This window comes from Nostoc sp., assembly GCF_036917155.1.
Taxonomy (GTDB): domain Bacteria; phylum Cyanobacteriota; class Cyanobacteriia; order Cyanobacteriales; family Nostocaceae; genus Nostoc.
Map to the genome: position 1 here is coordinate 85,861 of NZ_JBALDZ010000165.1, position 20,123 is coordinate 105,983.

15 protein-coding genes and 1 pseudogene are annotated in these 20,123 nt (G+C 42.3%); 6 read left to right on the forward strand and 10 right to left on the reverse strand.

The genetic code is table 11. The features are described 5' to 3' along the window. Nucleotides 1-3 precede the first annotated feature (3 nt). Both V7K67_RS22060 and V7K67_RS22065 read left to right on the forward strand, forming a co-directional pair. The gene (locus V7K67_RS22060; RefSeq protein ID WP_335168410.1) at nucleotides 4-894 is read left to right on the forward strand and encodes an Npun_R2821/Npun_R2822 family protein; all 891 of its coding nucleotides are present in this window, start codon (nucleotides 4-6) and stop codon (nucleotides 892-894) included. A 17-nt stretch (nucleotides 895-911) separates the two neighbouring features. Further along, nucleotides 912-1,946: an Npun_R2821/Npun_R2822 family protein gene (locus V7K67_RS22065; protein ID WP_335168412.1), complete on the forward strand. Its 1,035-nt coding sequence runs from the start codon at nucleotides 912-914 to the stop codon at nucleotides 1,944-1,946. Nucleotides 1,947-2,166: 220 nt separating this feature from the next. Here the strand turns inward: V7K67_RS22065 and V7K67_RS22070 are convergent, their stop codons facing one another. The 3 genes from V7K67_RS22070 to V7K67_RS22080 all read right to left on the reverse strand — a co-directional run bounded on the left by V7K67_RS22070 (nucleotide 2,167) and on the right by V7K67_RS22080 (nucleotide 7,429). Next, nucleotides 2,167-2,541: a hypothetical protein gene (locus V7K67_RS22070; protein WP_334709510.1), complete on the reverse strand. Its 375-nt coding sequence runs from the start codon at nucleotides 2,539-2,541 to the stop codon at nucleotides 2,167-2,169. A 28-nt stretch (nucleotides 2,542-2,569) separates the two neighbouring features. Continuing rightward, a complete protein-coding gene (locus V7K67_RS22075; protein ID WP_334732893.1) occupies nucleotides 2,570-4,294 on the reverse strand; it encodes an ABC1 kinase family protein in 1,725 nt (574 codons plus the stop codon). 522 nt (nucleotides 4,295-4,816) lie between these two features. Then, nucleotides 4,817-7,429, reverse strand: coding sequence for a M1 family metallopeptidase (locus tag V7K67_RS22080; protein ID WP_335168414.1), 2,613 nt, complete (start codon nucleotides 7,427-7,429; stop codon nucleotides 4,817-4,819). Nucleotides 7,430-7,979: 550 nt separating this feature from the next. On the opposite strand from V7K67_RS22080, the gene V7K67_RS22085 reads away from it, so the two are divergent. The 4 genes from V7K67_RS22085 to V7K67_RS22100 all read left to right on the forward strand — a co-directional run bounded on the left by V7K67_RS22085 (nucleotide 7,980) and on the right by V7K67_RS22100 (nucleotide 12,329). Further along, nucleotides 7,980-9,659: a DUF3352 domain-containing protein gene (locus V7K67_RS22085; protein WP_335168416.1), complete on the forward strand. Its 1,680-nt coding sequence runs from the start codon at nucleotides 7,980-7,982 to the stop codon at nucleotides 9,657-9,659. 194 nt (nucleotides 9,660-9,853) lie between these two features. Beyond that, the gene (locus V7K67_RS22090) at nucleotides 9,854-10,777 is read left to right on the forward strand and encodes a class I SAM-dependent methyltransferase (RefSeq protein ID WP_334732896.1); all 924 of its coding nucleotides are present in this window, start codon (nucleotides 9,854-9,856) and stop codon (nucleotides 10,775-10,777) included. After that, complete coding sequence (locus tag V7K67_RS22095; protein WP_335168418.1) at nucleotides 10,770-11,738, forward strand: PrsW family intramembrane metalloprotease; 969 nt, start codon at nucleotides 10,770-10,772, stop codon at nucleotides 11,736-11,738. Before V7K67_RS22090 ends, V7K67_RS22095 begins: the two co-directional genes overlap by 8 nt. Nucleotides 11,739-11,771: 33 nt before the next feature. After that, the gene (locus V7K67_RS22100; protein ID WP_335168420.1) at nucleotides 11,772-12,329 is read left to right on the forward strand and encodes a Uma2 family endonuclease; all 558 of its coding nucleotides are present in this window, start codon (nucleotides 11,772-11,774) and stop codon (nucleotides 12,327-12,329) included. An 84-nt stretch (nucleotides 12,330-12,413) separates the two neighbouring features. Here V7K67_RS22100 and V7K67_RS22105 read toward each other — a convergent pair whose 3' ends face one another. From V7K67_RS22105 to V7K67_RS22135, 7 genes and pseudogenes are all read right to left on the reverse strand, one after another. After that, nucleotides 12,414-13,286: a 6-carboxytetrahydropterin synthase gene (locus tag V7K67_RS22105; RefSeq protein WP_334732898.1), complete on the reverse strand. Its 873-nt coding sequence runs from the start codon at nucleotides 13,284-13,286 to the stop codon at nucleotides 12,414-12,416. A 90-nt stretch (nucleotides 13,287-13,376) separates the two neighbouring features. Continuing rightward, nucleotides 13,377-14,078, reverse strand: coding sequence for a J domain-containing protein (locus V7K67_RS22110; RefSeq protein WP_334709519.1), 702 nt, complete (start codon nucleotides 14,076-14,078; stop codon nucleotides 13,377-13,379). Nucleotides 14,079-14,093: 15 nt separating this feature from the next. Beyond that, nucleotides 14,094-15,056 carry a cysteine synthase A gene (cysK, locus tag V7K67_RS22115; RefSeq protein WP_334709520.1) on the reverse strand — a complete coding sequence of 321 codons (963 nt, stop codon included), beginning with the start codon at nucleotides 15,054-15,056 and terminating at the stop codon, nucleotides 14,094-14,096. A gap of 217 nt (nucleotides 15,057-15,273) precedes the next feature. Further along, entirely contained in the window at nucleotides 15,274-15,711 is a 438-nt protein-coding gene (locus V7K67_RS22120) for an RrF2 family transcriptional regulator (RefSeq protein ID WP_334709521.1), read from the reverse strand. A gap of 1,008 nt (nucleotides 15,712-16,719) precedes the next feature. Further along, nucleotides 16,720-18,417: an iron uptake porin gene (locus V7K67_RS22125; RefSeq protein WP_335168423.1), complete on the reverse strand. Its 1,698-nt coding sequence runs from the start codon at nucleotides 18,415-18,417 to the stop codon at nucleotides 16,720-16,722. 579 nt (nucleotides 18,418-18,996) lie between these two features. Next, a complete protein-coding gene (locus V7K67_RS22130) occupies nucleotides 18,997-19,278 on the reverse strand; it encodes a 4a-hydroxytetrahydrobiopterin dehydratase (protein ID WP_334709523.1) in 282 nt (93 codons plus the stop codon). Nucleotides 19,279-20,000: 722 nt separating this feature from the next. Next, nucleotides 20,001-20,123: pseudogene (locus tag V7K67_RS22135) on the reverse strand (photosystem II D2 protein (photosystem q(a) protein)); the annotation flags it as partial.

Consider the following 20,123-nt stretch of genomic DNA (forward strand, 5'->3'; position numbering starts at 1 on the left):
TTTATGAGTAGGGGTATTTATATAGTTGCCAATGATCGGGTTATCGATAATGCTATTGCTTTACTTAATAGCATTCGTTACTATGATCGAGAAGTTCCCGTTTATCTTATACCTTTTAATGACAATTATCACAAGGTAGCAGAACAGCTTGCCACCTTACACAACGTCCAAATTTTTCCAGATTTAGAACTTATTGATACATTTACCAAACGCATCGGAGAAATTTTTGATCGCGATTTCCTTGCCTTACCCAACAAAATGCGTAAATTGGTAACGTGGTTTGGGCCTTTAGATGAATTTATTTATATTGATACGGATATTGTCGTTTTTGAAAAAATCGCCGACAATTTAGACAAACTTTCAGAAGTTGATTTCTTCTGTTGTGATTACCATCATGCTAATGAAAAGCTGCGAAATATCTTTTCCGCATTTGTCAAAGAGCAGCAAATTTTTTCCGATGCTCAACTTCAAGATGTTTTCAACAGCGGTTTTTGGGCTTCGAGAAAAGGAATTATTACCGAACAACAGATGGATGAAGCTTTGCGCGAATGTGCAACGCATCGCGAATATTTTGATTTTTCTGAAGGAGTTACAGACCAACCAATTTTAAATTATCTTGTTCTCAAACTAATTGCCAAGCGTGGAAATCTCGTCAAAATTCCTGGGGGAGGCCCTGGGAGTTGGGCAGGTTCGCAAAATTTCCAACAGCGAGAATATGCCCTCTATGACCGAGGACAACGATTAAAATATCTTCATTGGGCTGGTACACGGATGAAAACTGGTAGTCCCTATTGGCAATTGTGGGAACACTATCGCTATCTCCATGAGGGTAAATTCGCTTTCATTCCCAAACTGACTCGCCGTTTATTTCCCTTTGTTGTTGCCCGCACTTAATATTTAGGAGTATCCCAATGATTGATGGCATTTACATCTTAGCCAATGATGTTGTCTATGACCAATTGATTGCGTTGCTCAACAGTATAGAAGCTAATGCTGGTAGGAAAATTCCTATTTGTATACTTCCATATAACGATCGCTTAGACAAGGTAAAAGCAGAGATTGCATCTAGAGATAATATCACTTTGTTTGAAGATTCTGATTCCATCGCTTATTGGGATAACTTTGCTACTCAGATATGGAAAAATTATCCTAGAGCGCAAAAAACTTGGCGAGAATGGGGCTTTCCGGAACTCTATGAGTTACCAATGCACCGCAAATTTTGTGCTGTGGATGGCCCCTTTGATAGATTTATTTATTTTGATGCAGATACCTTGTTAATGGGCCCCGTAGATTATGTATATGAAAAATTAGATAATTACGATTGGGTAGTCAATGATTTTCAGTATAAGTCTGATTTAAAATTTATTTTTGATGGTTCACCAGAGCTTATGCAGCAAGTTTTCAACTCAGATAACTTGCAATCTAAAGTCTTTTGTGCTGGTTGGTTTGCTACTAAGAAAAATGTTTTTTCTCCAGCGTTCAGAGCCGACTTAATTGACAAATTAGCAGCGGGTGAAGCTGATGTCATGGCTTTTTTAGCGCCTGACCAATCTTTATTTAACTATATGGTGTTGAGAAGTGGAATTTCCTATTATAACTTTGCTTTTCATGACTGCGAACAGGCAACTGGTAATCACTGGGCTTCTCAATTTGATGCGGTAGATAATATCCTCTATGACCAAGGACGGCAGCTGACTTATATACACTATATGAGTATCAGTTCCTCAAATTTTACTCAACTTTGCGCTGGTGAAGATGTTAATATTCCATATCGAGATGTGTTTTTGCATTATAGGTATTTAAAATCGCCAGAGCAAAGACCAAAAAGCTTTAGGTCTCAGAGTCCGCTAATACGTCTGAAAAAGACTACTACAAGTTTTTTCAATCAGAAAATCAATAATATTAAGCTTAACTATCGTAATTTAAAGGATAGAATTACTAATTGACACTCTCCTGCCTGAAGGCGAGGAGATTCTTAAGACTTTACAATCTTAATATCCTGTTTACACAGGTTCCCAAACTCACCACGTTTGCTCATAGAGCGTGGTGATGTCTTTTGGGCGTTTTGGTGATTCACAACTAGTTTCGCAGAGTCCCCACGTACTATTTCCAAACCTCTATCTTTGATTGTTTTGGCAGCACCAATGTCAGCATGTTCGTGATATCCTAAGAAAAAGAATCTAAATCTAAAGATTGCATACCTTCGCGTTCTATAAAGGTCATCATACTTCCCAACTGCAACCAAACTAATAAACAAGTAAAGAGACTAATTGGTAGACCGACTCCTAAAGCTAAAGAGGAGGGAAAGCCAAATATCTCTAAGCCTGAAGAGAGAAATAGACAAGTACCGCCTGTTATGCCGATAAATGGTACAAGCAGTTGTTTCAGTGAGGAACGTGGTTTAGTATTTTCTGTACGCTGGCTTGGCCATTTATGCACAATTACTTTTAAAGTGCCAGATAATGCTAAACCAGATGTTAATGCTGTCAGAAAACCAACCAGTAAGAGAAAATAAGGCGGTTGCTCAGGGAAATAGTACATGAAAACTCCTGATTTATATTAAAGATTTTTAGTTTTTATCTGTTGACTGGTTTTCAGCAAAAGACCCAAGTAATGTAGCTTTTGGGAGGATAGCAGCGGCACCCTCTCTGGATAACTCTGTTAAAATACCGATCGCTACATTTAATAAACGATCTGGTTTTAAGTCATCTTTAACCAAGTTCCACAGGCGTTGGACATCTTCGGTGTGGAGGCGGTCATCTTCTGTCAGAGCAAGTACCAGCTGTTGCCGGAGAAACTTGCCTTCTTCCGACATTAAATATTGGAACCCCATTTGGGCTGTGGGCAATACATCAAAGTTGTTATCGGTACGTGCGATCGCAATTAAATTCTCTAACCGCTGCCACTGAAATTTACCATCTTTGAACAACACATTCAATAACCGCCGCCGTAATTCTGCTGATTCGCCTGTCAGCAACCGCCGTGCTATGTAGGGATAACCCACTTCCACTATTTTGAAATCTGGGTTGAGGCTCAGGGCAATACCTTCTTGAGTTACCAGGGAACGAATAATCAAAGCAAACTTCGCCGGGACTCGGAAAGGATATTCGTACATCAGTTCCGAAAATTCATCGGTAATAGTTTTGAAGTTAAAATCCTTGACATTTTTACCAATAGCATTTCCTAGCACTGCTTCTAATGCTGGCACTATCGGACAAATATTCGTGTCTGGAGTCAGAAACCCTAATTTTACAAAGTCTTCGGCTAAGTCGGTGTAGTCTTTATTCACCAAATGCACTAGCGCATCGACTAATGTTTCTTTGGTGCCTTCTTCCAACTGATCCATCATACCGAAGTCAATGTAAGCCATACGACCATCAGGCACGGCAAACAAATTGCCAGGATGAGGGTCAGCATGAAAGAAGCCATATTCTAAAAGCTGTTGCAATCCTGAGGTAACGCCAATTTGGATAATTGCTTCTGGGTCTAAACCTATTTCGCGGATGTGTTGAGTATCCGTCAGCTTAAAGCCATCAATCCATTCCAAGGTTAAAACGTGGGTACTGGTGTAACGCCAGTAAATGCCTGGAACTTTTACTTGCAGGTCGTTGCGGAAGTTGCTGGCAAATTTCTCGGCGTTGCGGCCTTCATTAATATAGTCAATTTCTTCAAATAACTTTATGCCAAACTCGTCCACAATTAAAGTCAGGTCATGACCGAGATTTAAAGGCAACCAAGGAGCTAGCCAACTTGCTGCCCAACGCATCAGATATAGATCGCGTGTGATTACTGGGTGTAAGTTGGGGCGTTGCACCTTTACCGCGACTTCTTCGCCGCTAACTAGACGACCCCGGTATACTTGACCTAAGCTAGCAGCCGCGACTGGGTTAGGTGAGAGTTCGCTAAAGCTTTCGTGAATGGGGCGGTCTAGTTCAGTTTCAATTATCTGGTAAGCGATCGCATTAGCGAAAGGTGGTAACTGATCTTGTAACTTGATCAGTTCTTCTAAGAAATCTTTGCGTATGAGGTCTGGTCTAGTGGAGAGGGCTTGACCAACTTTAATAAAAGTCGGGCCGAGGTTGGTGAGCAGTTCTCGCAACTGGATAGCTCGTTTACCCTTGTTCTGCTCAACTCGATCTTGCCATTCGTCCCACTTCAGATTGAATATAAATCCTGCAAAAGAGGAGATAATTCTCAGCAGTCGCCCCCAGGCTAACCAGGGGCGGTAACTATAGTAGCGAGCGATCGCATCTGGATTATAGAGTTTTAGCTGAGTAGGTTGATACTGACCCACGCCTTTTTTTGCCTCTTCAACTGAAAAATTTACAATGATTGTTTTTTTCTTGACCCACAAGTTAGTTGCAAGTTCAGAATAGCGGTAGTCTTTTATCTAAAACAACTAGAACTCTATCTTTTGGGGATAGTGTTCGAGGCGATTTTAGTATCTATATACTGCCTAGATTTGTTTATCTTTTTCTTAATTATACTTTATAAAACTACAACTAATTATCCAGGTTCTAGACGATTTTATCTTTTCTTAACTATCCTTTATATAAATATAAATATTTGCATACGTATGCAAATTGAAGGAAGAGATGAGAACTCAGTAACCGCTTACAATATAAGATCCCCGACTTCTGTGAGAAGTCGGGGATCTTGGCATTATATTTATTTATACCCTGCAATTTAAGTGGAAAATACAATATTCAGTGTGTCCACAATAAAAATTACAACGTTAACTAAAAATTTAGTAATTGGTAGTGGTTTTGCCCCAATTACCAATTACCAATTAGCTACTTTTAATTATCATGTAGTGCTATTTAGATTTGGCCTCCAAGTTTTCTAAACGGCTTCTTAATTCCTGGTTTTGTTGTTTGAGTTGGTCAAAATCTTCACGCAATTGACGCAGGGTTTTTTCTGAACCAATATTCTTTTGCACCTTGGAAATTTCTTCTTCAGCAGAACGACGTACACGCCCATCAGCTGTTTGTTCAGCTAGCGATCGCAAAATACCCACTGCTTTGGGTGTTTCCATTTGTCCTAATGCTGCGGCTACGGCTATTTGGGTTAAAAAGAAGGTTTCTTTGGCTAGTTCTGTTAATTTTTCTAAAATACGTTCCAAATTAGCCGGACTTTGACCTACAGAAATCTTTCCCAAAGCGCGAATTGTCGCTAAACGTAGGGGTTGTGGTACACCGAGTTTGGTATATTCGATGAGCAGATTTAAAGCTGCTTCTGAGTTTTTGAATTCAGCTAAACCAGCGATCGCCCCACTCCGCACAACTTCATTCCAACCTGCTTTTTCTTCTAAAACTGATTTCAGCAGCTTTAATACCTTGTCTTCCTTGGGTTTGTCTTCCAAGTTTGCCGATGCAATCGCCCCAATTACACGAGAAACAGCAGCTTCTACGTAATAGCTAGGATCGCCCTTTTGCAAGATTCCTCTCAAAAGTTTATAGCTTTCAGCAGTTTTGATTTGATTAAGTGCTTCTACTACAGCTCGTCGCACGTGAGCATTTTTATCTTTTAATCCAGCGACTAAGCCATCAAAAGCTTGATCTAAATTGATTTTGACTAGTTGCTTCGCCACTTCCACACGCACACCCCACAATGGGTCATTTTTTAGCGACTTAGACAATGCAATGATTGCTTCCAAGCCGCCTTTTTTCGCCAAAGCTGTTGCTGCATAAATACGCGAAATTGGGTCGGGATCAAATTCTAACTGTGCTTTTAACTCCGCGATTGGATATTCTAAAGCTACTGTTTTCAGGTAATTATTTCCAACATCAAAGCTGATAAATTTGGGCTTATTTTCTAGGGGAAAATAGAAGCTTTGTTCGCGTTCATTCACGCGCACAGCAAAAGTAGTCAGTGCTGAAAATGACGTGTTGGCTTTGGTAGATGAATCTTGCTGTACATAGCCAAAACCAATAGGTATTTTTAAATCAAACAAATCCTTACTGCCATTTTTACCTTCAGCAGCTTGGGTTTGAGTCACTGTTATTTTTGCCAAATTGGCATCCCCATCCCAAGAGTAAGCTACTTTAAAATCGGGATGACCACCACGATAAACATATTGGTCAAAGAGGAACAAAAGATTACGTCCGGTAGCTTTTTCAATCGCTCTGAGCAAGTCTATTGTCTCTACGGTTTTGTGGGCATTATCTTGGACAAATGTTTGAATTGCCTGCCAAAATAATTCATCTCCCAATTGGGCCCGAATCATGTGATAAACACAAGACCCTTTTTCATAGATGTGGCGATCGTAAAGTTCAATAGCTTCTCGATAAACGTGCGTTACCATTGGACGGCGATAACGGCTGCTATCTTCACTTAAGTAACGACGAGCTTCCAATAAACGATAGTAAGCTGCTTCTGGGAGACTATATTCCTGTTCTGTCCACATCACCTCAGAATAAGAAGCCATCCCTTCTTTAATCCAAGCATGAGACCAATGCTTAATCACTACCAAATCACCAAACCACTGGTGCGCGAGTTCGTGGACGACTAAAGCTTCGGTGTTGCGGTTATCTAAGGCGGCGCGTTCATCCAGCAAACATCTATCTGTTAACAGGGTTGTGGAGGTGTTTTCCATGCCGCCAAAGATGAAGTCATCAACGCAAACTTGGGCGTATTTCGGGAAAGGGTATGGATAACCATACTTTTGACTCAAAAATTCGATCATCTGGGGAGTTTTTTCCATGCTGCGTTTAGCATCTCCCTCCCGTCCCTTTTCTACATAGTAGGTCACTGGTTTACCCTTCCACTCATCCCGAATTTCAGCAAAATCACCTACAGCTAAAGTCATCAAGTAGGTAGGATGAACTTGTTGCTGTGACCAATGATAGATTTTGTAATCACCATCTTCTGTGGTGTCAATTAATTCGCCGTTTGAAATCGCCACGAGAGGGTTGGGAACGCGGACGCGAATTTCCGAAGTAGACAGTTGTCCTGGATAGTCAAAACAGGGGAACCAAAAGCGAGAGTCTTCGTCTTCTCCCTGAGTCCAAACTTGAGTAGGCTTGTTTGGGTAGTGCTTGTCTGGTTGGATAAAGTAAATACCGCGTTGCGGTTTTGCCACGGAGTAAGCGATCGCAATCAGCAAGCGTTTACCAACCTGGGTCGCCTCAGAAAGCTTGATAGAAAGCTGTTCCTCGTCATAGTCAAAATTTTGTGGCACATCGTCCACCTGCACAGACTCGATATTCAGGTTGACAGCATCCAAAGTTAAACGATCAATGCCATTACGGATTGGTAAGAGGCGAATGCTACAACTGCCCTGATAGCTTTGCTTAGGAATATCCAAACTGAGATCGAGAAAAATATGCTCTACCTGTCCGGGGCGATCGGGGTTGTAGTGTGGTCTTGCTCCCGGTAACTCAAAAGGTTTGTGTCCGTTATTATCTGTATCAAAATAAGACTTCGACATTGATCCTTACTGACCTTGTAATCCTGAAAAGTCTGGCTTGGTTGGATGTTGTTAAGCTAAATAGCGGTATCTGTATTTCCCAAATCAATAGGGCATTATGGAGGTGAGAATTCACCTTGGGGATTGGGGGATTGAAATGAATCTCACCCGAACTTCCGAAGATCGGCTACCGATCCTGGGAATTTTTTCATATCCCTACCGCATTTATTTTTCCTGATGTTCTGCGTTTTTTTGTCATTGAGTCAAGAGTCTCTTGCACCTCGATAAATTCTCATTAAGTACAAATACTCCTAATTATTCTTATAACTTAGGATAGCTTGTTGCTACTAATCAGGCTATTTTGTTTGAGAGGAACAGCATATCATTTGCGGATTTGCTCATCATCCCTTTGAATTATTTTTGCGAGTAATTCTTAGACTGCTAACTTATAGGACTACTAATTTTATCAGTAAATACCGATCAATGAGCGGAAAATATTAATAAATCCGAAAACTCTACAATGACACTTGTATAAATCTCGGTGACAATCTGAGCAAAAGAGGATAATAAAATGCCTGAAAGTAAATCAAAATTTCTCATTCCTGCTGTTGGTGCTGCTGTAGTTGTAGTAGGAAGTATAGTAGCTTATACGTATTTTAAAGGCGGCCCATCGGGAGGTAGTTCAGACGCTATAGGCAGTGCTAAGGTAGTACCTTCAACAGCATTGATGGCAACTTATGTTACTACTGACCCTGAAGCTTGGGCTAAATTACAGCAGTTTGGCACTCCAGAAGCACAAAAATTAGTGGCGAAAGGTCTGGAAGATTTCAATAAGAAAATGTTCAGTGACAGTAATGTTTCTTATGAAAAAGACATCAAGCCTTGGGCTGGTGGTGTGATGATTGCTGTACTGCCACCAAATCCTGTAAAACCGGTACAGCTAAACGTGCCCTCTGGCGCACCTAATGTACCAACAAATTTACAGCAGGAACCGAATATCCTGATAGTGGTGGGAATCAAGGACAAACTCAGCGCATTGAATTTTGCTAACAAATTGAAGTCACAAAAAGGGGTGAAATTACAGGAGTCTGACTATCAAGGTCAAAAAATTGTCGAAACTACCCAAAATGGCAAGCCGACGTATAGCGTAGTTTTAAATAATAGTCAGCTGGTATTAGCCCCCGAAAAGCAAGCTATAGAAAAAGCAATTGATACCTTTAAAGGACAGTCTTCTTTCGCGAGTACAGAAGGTGCTAGCAGCATTCTGAAAGGAGTGGATGTCAAAAACAGCCTTGCCCAAATTTATGTACCAGACTATGCCGGGATGGTACAGCAATTAGTAGGTGCAAATCCGCAGGCAAAGCAATTACCCCCACAAACCTTGACGCAACTAAAGCAGATCAAATCTGTGGTAGCGGGTATTGGTGTTGATGATGCCGGAGTGCGGGTAAAAGCGATCGCTAATTTAGATCCGCAACTAAATAAATTTCAGTATCAATCAAGTCCTGGGAATATAGTCGGGCAATTTCCGACAGATACCTTTGCTTTGATTAGCGGTAATGGCATCAGCCGTAGCTGGGAAACGCTAGTAGAACAATCAAAAGATTATCCAGAAATGAAGCAAGCTCTGGAACAAGCGCGAGGACAACTGAAACTCGTGAATATTGACCTGGATAAGGATGTTTTTGGCTGGATGAATGGGGAATTTGCCCTTGGTGCGATTCCGTCAAATCAAGGGGTATTAGCGAGTGTTGGTTTTGGCGGTGCTTTAGTATTTGATACTAGCGATCGCAAAACTGCCGAAGCCACCTTGACAAAATTGGATACCCTTGCCAAAACCCAACAAATCAACGTCGCCAACAGAAATATTGGTGGTAAAGACGTAACAGAATGGCAAATTCCCCGACAAGGAGCTTTATTGGCACATGGTTGGCTAGATCAAGATACTGTATTTGTAGCTCTTGGTGGCCCAATTGCTGACGCAATTAGCGATCGTAAAAATCCATCTCTTGATACTAGCGACGCCTTCAAAGCCGTTACTGGTTCTTTGCAAAAGCCTAACGGTGGCTATTTCTACCTGGATATGGATAAAACTAAAACTGTCCCCCTGTTCAATAGTTTTGTATCATCTAACGCCGATACCGTCACTATTCTGAGTTCTATTCGTGGCCTTGGTTTTACCGCCAATAGCCCCGATAAATCCACCAGTCAATTAGAGATGTTGTTAGCTCTCAAACCTACGGCAAAATAGGGCATTGGGCATTGGGTATTGGTTATTAATTCTTCTCCACCCCTGCTTCCCTACTTTCCATACTCCCCCATCTCTCCAATCCCCAATCCCCAATCGCCAGTCCCCATCCCCCAGAATGTTTTTCAATTTGCATCTAGACTGGCCTCCAGCAACTATGTCATAAGTAGAAAAGGCTCTTAAATGCAAACTGATTTATGACTGCTGCTGTAAACAATAATCCTGGTTTAGCTTCCCGCTTGGTAAATGGCATACTGGCAATCCAGCCTTTAGCTAACCTAGCCAAGCATCAAGCTAGACAAATGATGATTAAACGTGCCGAAAGAATTGGTGTGCCTTGGACGCAAGAAGTCAAAACACTACAGGCGCTTGATTGGAAAGCTGATCTCGCTCAAGTAGAAAATCCTCAGCTTTCCTACCCCGATTACTACGTCACCTCATTCCATGCCTACGAAACTGGAAATCTCAATTGGCAAGCCGCTTTTGAGGTAGAACCTGCTGCTTACGCTGTCCACGCGAAGATTTGGCAGGATGCTGAAGAAGCACAAGGCGATCCTATGCTGCGCCAGAGTTACCACAATATCCTGAAAAATCAAATTCCCAAGGAGCCGCAAGATATCTTAGATGTCGGGTGTAGTGTTGGCTTGAGTAGTTTTGCCTTACAAGCAGTTTATCCCCATGCCAAAATCACCGGCTTGGACTTGTCTCCCTACTTCTTAGCCGTTGCCAATTACCGCGCCCAACAACGTCAAGCTAAGATTAACTGGCTTCATGCCCAAGCGGAATCTACAGGGCTACCTGATGCCTCTTTTGATTTAGTTTCCATTTTCCTGATGTGCCACGAATTACCCCAAGCGCCAACCCGACAGATTTTAGCTGAAATGCGGCGCGTGCTGCGTCCAGGTGGCTACTTGGCAATCATGGATATGAATCCCAAATCTGAAGTTTATAAAAAAATGCCAGCCTACATTTTGACTTTGCTCAAAAGTACTGAACCGTATTTAGATGAATATTTCGCTTTGGACATTGAGCAAGCTATTGTTGAGGCGGGTTTCCAAACTCCCACTATCACCAACAATACCCACCGTCACCGTACAGTGATTGCTCAGGTGAGTGGTTGATTTCTCTCTACTGTTGTGGGCAGTAATACCACCCTTGTTGCTGCTAGGCTACTACTACTGTCGGGTGCCATTTGCCCCACCTTTGTTAAAGTTACTGATGTTCTTTATCATTGGGGCAATATCTGGCATCTTAGCCCTTAGCCTCGAATGGGTTTTTGAAACTGTAGCGAACTATTTTGTAGACTGGCAACATCTCAAACGTTGGCTTCCTGGTATAGCCTTGCGGCAGCTTGTGGAAGTAGGTACAATTGAAGAAGGCTGCAAGTTAGCTGCGGTTTTGATCCCAACCTACTATCTGCAACGCAAATATCGATTACTTCACTCGACGGTTTTCCTCTTCACCATCGCCGTTGCTCTTGGATTTACTGCCGAAGAGAACTGGATTTACCTTTTCCACGATACCGCATCAATTCTTGACCGCACTATTGGCACGCCAGTCCACGCCATGTTCTCTGCTCCTTGGGGATATGCTTTAGGAATTTATATTTCCTCCAATACTCGGTTAAATCAAGACAAAAAGTTTATTTTTAGGGCTTGGCTAAATTCTGTAATCTGCCATGCCCTAGTTAATGTCTTATCTAGTGCTTGGCGTTACTCACTACCCCTACGTTTCCTGAGTTATGGTTTATTTCCGTTTCTGTTATGGATGTTTTGGCGACTAGAACAATTACTGCGAAAAGTGCAGGGTAAACCTGTAATTACCCTAATTTCAGACCGTACAATTCAGCGCCGTTACTGGCAGAGAAGTTTAGTACTGTTTGCCCTTGTGCTGGGTGGAAATGCTATTTTTGGTCTGTTTCTCTTAGCCAGGACTGTTAGCCCTTTGAGTCCGTCAAAGCTTTTTGACAGTGATATTTTGTGGTTTATAGTTAGTCGTTTTTTACTAAATCTCTTTTTTGGAGTTTTAGCGTGGGGCATTTATCGCTATTTGCGACATTCCGCCCGCCGTCGGTATTTTTAAAAGTATGATTTAAGAAAATGCTAGGGGGTTTCTATGCAAACAACTCCAGTGCGTTGGACGACTGCTGACCTAGAGCTATTTGCTAGCGATCGCAGAAATCGCTATGAGATTATTGATGGAGAACTATTTGTGACTAAATCACCTAGCTGGGATCATCAATCAAGTTGTGGCAATATTGTTACAGTTCTTAACAATTGGTCAGATGAAACTGGTTTAGGTAAAGCTGCGATCACACCTGGAATTATTTTCTCAGATTCGGACAATGTGATCCCTGATGTGGTATGGGCAAGTCATGAACGCTTAAAAAACTTGCTAGATGAAGCTGGACACCTGACGGGCGCACCGGAGTTAGTAGTAGAAGTTCTCTCACCCGGCGAAAAAAATGAGAAACGTGACAGGGAAACAAAGCTGAAGCTGTACTCGGTGCAAGGGGTTCAAGAATATTGGATTTGCGATTCTGTACAGAAGAAAGTTGAGGTTTATCGACGTGAACAAGCTGCATTAAAGTTAGCAGCTACTTTATTTAGTCAAGATGAATTGACAAGTCCTTTGTTACCTGGTTTTAACTGCTTAGTTAGTAAACTTTTCTAACTGGGCATTTGGAGTGAGGGAGTTGGGAGAATGATTAATAACCAATGCCCAATGCCCAATGCCCAATGCCTAATTTTCAATTAGCTAAACTCGTGCTAGTGTTGGCTGATTCACAGATGCACTGACTGAATCTGATTCTGACTCAGTGCAGTAGATTTCGCAGGAGTTATTGGGACTTTCAATCAGTTTTACTTTGTAAAGTTTAGCTCCCAATTCCTCAATCGGCGATCGCAGTAAATTACTAATGTAAAGTGCGATATTTTCAGCAGTGGGCACAGCTTCGGCAAAGTAGGGAATATCTTTGTTTAAAAAGGTGTGATCGAATGGCTCTACCACATAATCTTCCACCACTTGATTCAATGCACCTAAATCAATAATCATGCCAGTACGCGGGTCAATTTTCCCTTTGACAGTGACTTCTAGATGATAGTTGTGCCCGTGACCGTGGGGACGAGCGCACTTACCATAAATCTCAGTGTTTTCTTCATTACTGAGATTAGGATGAGCTAGCCGATGGGCGGCACTAAAGTGAGTACTGATGGTGAGGTAGGCTTCCATTGCATTTCCCATATAATCTGCCCAAAGTTCAGGATGTTCAAATAACTGCACACGGACTAGAGGCAAGTGTGGTGCTAGTCGTTGCCAGATAATCCGTGCAATATTCTCAGTGGTGGGCAGAGTTTGTTGAAATTCTGCCCACGCATCGTTGAGATAAGAGAAGTCCAATTGATTGGTAACTTCCTGTTTAATTACGTGTTTCACATCAGACAAGTTCAGCACCATACCATATTCATCCAATTCCCCAGCTAGGGAGATGAACAAGACATAGTTATGTCCGTGTCCCGGAAATCTAGAGCCAGCACCAAATTTCTCAATATTCTCGGCTTCACTCAGTTCTGGCAACCAATAGCGATGACTTGCTGAAAACTGGGCGCGGCGATTAACAATACATGGCATGAGTATACTATGAGCAGAATTTAAAATTTCTTAACCTTTTTCTGTTTCCAGCATAAACTAATTTCTTAGTCATTGGGCATTGGGCAATAACTATGTAACAGACGCTTGTGCTTCACAGTGTAATCCCGTAGCTATGCGGAATAGTTCTTGACCTGTGTGTAAATAACGCTCATCGTAATTCAAAGGAAAGTAACCTAATTCATCGAGTCCATCTGCTACTTGATTGAGGCTGTAGTAAAGATGAGCCGCCGTTCTTGCTAAACTAGGCGGATTCGGCAGGGAGCGAAAAGTAATTTGTGCCTGCTTGAGATCATCTCGACAGGCTTGTAAGTATTCCTGAAATTCATCTAACAACTCATCATCAAAGGGATCAGCCGCTAATTGATCCATTTGTTCTTCTAACGAATAGAGAATGTTACAAAGTAAGCGATTAACTGGTTGGTAAACTTGGCGCAGCCATTCTTCAACTTGCTCATCAACATCCCGTCCAGTTTTTCGTCTTGTCTGGTAATGTTTTTGTGCTGATGCTGTACGCTGTTGGCGATCGCTATTTAATTTTTGAGGGTCATCTTGCAGTTCTTGGTCATAATTGCGGCGATTTTGGTTATCGCCTAAGACCTCATAAGCTGCATTGATGCGGATAATTTGCTCGCGATCGGCTGTTTCCTGATTACTGTCAGGATGAAACAACTTAACCAAGCGGCGATAAGCTTGCTTAATCTCCGCAAGGCTTGCACTTGGACTAACTTTGAGAGTTTCGTAATGGTTAGAAACGTGCTGAGAATTGACCATTAATTCAATGTAGCGTTAACTAACGCTAGCGGCTAACCTTGCCTCTAAGTCTTGGAACAACGGTGTACTTAAATACCTCTCACCAAAACTGGGCTGAATCATCACAATTAAACGTCCTTTGTTTTCTTGACGTTGGCCAAGACGAATTGCTGCACATAAAGCGGCTCCACTGGATATACCAGATAGTAGCCCTTCTTCTTTTGCCAAACGCCGACTGTAGGCGATCGCTTCTTCATCGGTGACGGTAATCACTTCATCAATCAATTTTATCTTTAATACTTGAGGAATAAACCCAGCGCCAATCCCCTGAATTTTGTGGGGGCCAGGTCGTCCCCCAGATAAAACTGGGCTATTGGCTGGTTCAACTGCGATCGCTTTAGAACTAGGCTTGCGTGCTTTAATCACTTCTGCTACACCACTGATCGTACCACCTGTACCCACTCCTGCCACGATTATATCTACCTGTCCATCAGTATCTTCCCAGATTTCCTCTGCTGTAGTTTCCCGATGCACTTTTGCATTGGCTGGATTGCGGAACTGCTGCAACATATAAGTATTTGGTGTGTTATTAACTATTTGCTGCGCCCTCTGAATTGCTCCACTCATACCTTCCATTCCTGGCGTTAGTTCCAGTTCTGCTCCATAAGCCCGCAACATTGCTCGTCGTTCCGCACTCATCGTTTCTGGCATTGTCAAAATTAATCGATAACCCTTAGCTGCTGCTGCCATTGCTAGGGCAATTCCTGTGTTTCCAGAGGTGGGTTCTACCAATATTGTCTTCCCAGGAGTAATTAATCCGTCTTCCTCTGCGGCGTTAATCATACTCACCCCAATTCGGTCTTTAACTGATGCCGAGGGATTCATACTTTCCAACTTCACTACAATTTCCGCAACACATCCTTCTGTTTGAGGAATACGGTTCAACTGCACTAGAGGTGTACGACCAACCAGTTCTGTAATGTTACGAGCTATTCGCATAATTTAGTCCTTAGTTATTAGTTATTAAACAAGTGGGTATTAATAATTAAAGGGTCGTAGTAAGCGGCTTCAGCCCTATTTTCAGGGAGAAAGCCGCTTACTACGAGCTAGCTTAATTATATTTACATTGCATAACATAGTTTGATTTATTCCTACCCACTTACTTCGTTATTAGTCAAGAGTCATTAGTCATTAACCAATGACCAATGACTCTTGACTAAATGTAGTACATGATATCCAACTGCCGCCGCGAATCTCGTTTTTCACAAAGATCCTGGAGCGTATATTTTTGCAACACTGAATTTGCCGCGCGACTTGCTTCTTGCCAAATTTCTTCTATAACCGAACTGTCTAGCGTTTTGGGATTAAGATTTTCTTGACCAGTGCCCACCTCCAAGCCTTCTAAACATTCTAAAATCTCAAAAACGATGATTTTCCGTGGTTCTCGCGTTAACAGATAGCCACCTTTTGATCCGCGCTGACTCTTGACTATACCGCCACGCCTCAAGGTTGCTAGTAGCTGTTCTAGATAGCGATCGGGTATATTTTGTTGTGCTGCAATTTGTCGAATTTGCAGCGGTTCGCCGCTTTCGTAATGAGCGGCCATTTCTAATAAGGCGAGAATTGCGTATTCCGATTTACAAGATAGTTCCACAAGCAGCAATAAGTTAGGGGTTAGGAATTAGGAGTTAGGAGTTAAGAGTTAGGAGTCATTTAATTTGGATTTTAGACTTCGGCGTGAGCGCTCAGTCGAACGCTTTTTCCTTCAATCTAAAATTGCCAGAGTTAGGATATTACACATTGTGTAACTTTATACCGCCAACCTAAATCATAAAAAGTTGCTCACGGCGTAACCCGCATTTCTCACTCTTCAGTAGGGGCGGGTTAACAGATATGATCCATCATTCATGAATGTCTCGCTTAACCCGCCCCTACGACCTCTGCACCTCGGTTTGATAAATCTGGTGAGAAATCCGGGGTAAGTCACTTGTAGAGGGGGCATTACTAATGACTACCCTACTCTGGTCTATTCATAATAAAAACCACCATAACTCACAACTTCTAACTCACAACTCCTAACTTTTATAGTATACTCCGGTTAACTACTGGGGTTTATCCATTGCTGCTACTGAAAACAAAAAGGGAGCATCTCAACGAAAGCAAAAATACCAGGCGATTAGAAAGATACTGTTGGCGAATTGATCGGGGGTCTAACCGATCATTGCAATTGCTCTTGATTTTAGTCCGTTTCAACGGACAGTAGCTCTTAGCCCGAAATTTATTTCAGGGCGGGAAAGCAACGCCAAGCCAAGGTTTTAGGGGTGAGGGGTCTAACCCATCAAGAGTTGACCAACAGTGTCTTAGAAATCGCGGCTGCACAAACTTTCGTCCGCACTTCTCTACGAGATGCTGCGCGTAGCTTGCTTCCACGAAGTGGTACGACAGGCTCAGTGACCACCTACGCAGACTCAAAGAATTTGAAACCCACCTCCGTGGGTAAAGTCTCGTATAGCCGCGTTCGCCCTTGGCGTGCCGGAGGCATCATTTCATCAGGGCAAGGTGTGTTTTTACACTCATTGAGATTGAGATGCTCCCAAACAAAAAGCCCCGCCGTCAGGCGGGGAGAAATAGATTTAAAAATTGTTAGTGGATAGTCAACACTCTAGAAGGTGAAAGTTGTTCTGAGTGTACCGATAATTGCATCGTCATTATTGCTGTTTTGACCAGGAGAGGTCAACCAAATTACACCAGGGGTGATTGAGATGTTATCTGATACACGATACTTGTAGAAGCCTTCAAAGTGATATGGTACATTGTTACCAACAAAACCTGGTCGGTTAAAGGAATAGGGTTCTGCACCAGCGAAGATACCTAGAACGTTACCTTTTTTACCGAGATCAGGTAAGGCTACTCCAAGACCATAACTCCAAGCGTTAAAATCATCATTTGCACCGAAGCCAGTGACCTGGTGGTAAGAGACGAAGCCACTAACTGATAGTTTGTCGCTGGGTCTAAAGGCTGCCTCAACACCGTAGGAATTGCTGGAACCTGCATTTAGTAAAGTGTTAGCTTGATTAGTACCTACTGCTGGTCCAATTCCGTTTACCGCAGTTGAGTTGAACAACGAACCACCACCGGCATTATACCCGTGGACGTAAGTAGCAGCTAAAGCCACGCGATCGCCAACACTAAAGTTCAACTGTCCTAAAGCAGCATAACTCCCGTTTGTCAGACCTTGATTAAGACCAGGATTATTAGCATTCGATGCCAAGTAACCCGCAGTGATTGAGCTATTTCCCAGAATGCCACCACCTTTACCAAGAGGTACATTCAGCGCTATACCTGCACCACCACCAATCCGATAGATGGGACTTTCAGAAGCAAAGGTAGATAAAGCACCGTTACCACCGTCAGTTTTATCGAAAAAGTAAGGGTTGTTGACAGCAGCATACTGGCTATGCTGTCCACCACTAGCTGCAATGTAAACGTTGGCTGGGCCAATGGGAACTTCATAGGTCAAGCGGTCTATACTGACAGAGTTGCCACCGTTGCCAGTACCAATTTGAAATGTTTGTGTGCCTTCAGCACCAGCGTTACCATTTGCCAGTGTAAAAGCTTGTGCATTACCGGCTGCTAGACGGGTATGTAAAACGTCTCTACCCGTGAAACTGGTTTGCAGGTCTAAACGTACCCGATCTTGGAAGACAGTATTATTATTGTTACCATTGGTACCACCAAACGCATCTGTAACACCAAAAATGGCTTCACCGACTAGTTTTGTAGTAGTGGAGAACTGATGAGCTTCCAATTCAGCAGTCCGCGCTTCTAGGGAATCTACGCGACCGCGTAGAGTTGCCAATTCTGCGGAAAATTCTTCTTGTAACCGCTGCAAGGTAGCTAAATCTTGTTTAGTCACCAAGTCAGCTGTTGCTGTGGCAATCAATTCGTTAACCCGATCCAAACAGGCATTCAAACCAGCGGCAAATTCATAACGGGTTAAAGCACGATTACCGCGATAAGTAGCATTCGGATAACCTGCAATACAACCATAACGCTCAACCAAGGACTGCAATGCTTGGAATGCCCAGTCGGTGGGTTGTACGTCAGAAAATTGAGAAACTGATGTTACTTGAGACTGAGAGTTATTTTGGTTGCCTTCGTTACTGTAGCGATTAACTTGATCTATCGTTGTTTGAGCCAATACTTCTGGCTGTTGGGCAACTTCAGTTACACCTGTTTGTTTAGCTGGTGACACTTGAGTGGTTGCACTTGGAGCCGCAATTGCTGTTGCCGAAACTAGCAATGTTGCTCCCAAAACTGCTGGGCTAACCACTAAGGATTTCCACAATAGATTAGACATCTTTACTTTACTCCTCACACCTTGTTTAGATAATTGGTTTCGTTACACCTACATTCTCAAAAATGCGACATCTTATTGAAACCTGTGGATGAGGCATAGTTGCCATTACTACAATTTTAGTTTTTGCAAAGCTAATAAACGATTAACTTGGGGTTAAAAACTTATGTGATTAACTTATGCAAAAACATATCTTCATATCATAACATTATAAAACATCTGATCTAGATGGCAAGATTGGAGCGATCGCCTTAATAACTGTCACACCTACTGATCTAAATATCTAAGCAGGGAGTAGTGTTTAGGTCATTCGCTCCCTACTGCTGATTACGCAATGTCAATTTAATTGGCTGATAATAAGCGGCTCTAGCCCTGAGAATCAGGTTGGAGTCGCTTACTACGAGCCTTTAATTATTCACGCTTACCAACTTAGTCTGTGTTGCGGTGACTTCTAGTCGCCTGGTGCAACATATCAAAAGAAATCACTTAGTACAGCTTTGCGTAAAATCGTAGCGTTTTTAAACGCAGAGGGACACAGATGTTTGCCAAATTTCTTCGCTACGAATTAATGAAATGCTGTACTTAGTTGATTTGGGAAATCGCCCGCGCTACATCAAAGTCTGGCTGCGTCAACCCACCTGCATCATGTGTTGTGAGTGTAATCTTCACTTTGTTGTAGGAAATCTCTATATCTGGATGATGTCCTGCTGACTCAGCCGGCTCTACTAGTTTATTGACAAACCCAATTGCTTCAATAAAATCTTTGAATGTGCGGGTAATCTGCAACTTGGAGTCTTCAACAGTCCAATCTGTCAAAACCTTAGCCTGTTCTTGAATTTCCGCTTCGGTAAGTAGTTGTGCCATATCAAAAAATTCCTAGTTATATATTGATTGGTTACATTTTGCATCTGACATCAGTTACTCGCAAACTGCTGTAAATCAAACTTGGTAGATAGACACTATTGCTCACATCTGATCAGACCCCAAGGTTTGATGTAAGATATTTTTCTTTTTAAAAAAACTTAATTCGTTAGGTTTGCTTGCCGCAGGCATCGCTATCTAAGTTTTCAAAAGCAACCAATAAAAGTCACCTATAAAAAACTATCCGCCCTAACTTAAGATCGGATGATCTAAGTAAGAGCGGTCTAGCGGGTCTTCAGGTTGCAACCAGACTGCCGGAAGGAACTCCGAGCTTGCCTAGCTACTTGAGCTAACTTAGTATCTCAAAGATGACTAAGGCTAACTTTTAGAGAACAGCCCCGGCACACAGCCGGCTAACTGCAACCTGATGACCCATGCATTTACTACTTTCTATCATGGGCATCACCTCCTTATTGCCTAAGCGGTCTTAGTTTTCAAAGGGCAGAGTATTTACTCCGGGTTTATAACCTTCACCTAACATAACATATAAATTTAGAGATATTAAGCATATACAAAAAAATCTCTCACCTTTTGGTGAGAGACAACTAGAGAATGGGGAATATTGACACTTTCTTGGGTTGTTACAAAGAGATTATTTCATCTCGGTGGTGTCAATTTTCAGCAACCATAACCCTAATTCAGAACATAAGTTCGGATTTTAATTTTTAGAGAGCGTTACCGCGAGGTAGAACTTCCTCAGGGAATACAAATTGTTCGTGGGGTTGATCTTGAGGAGCCATCCAAGCGCGGATACCCTCGTTCAGCAAAATGTTTTTGGTATAGAAGGT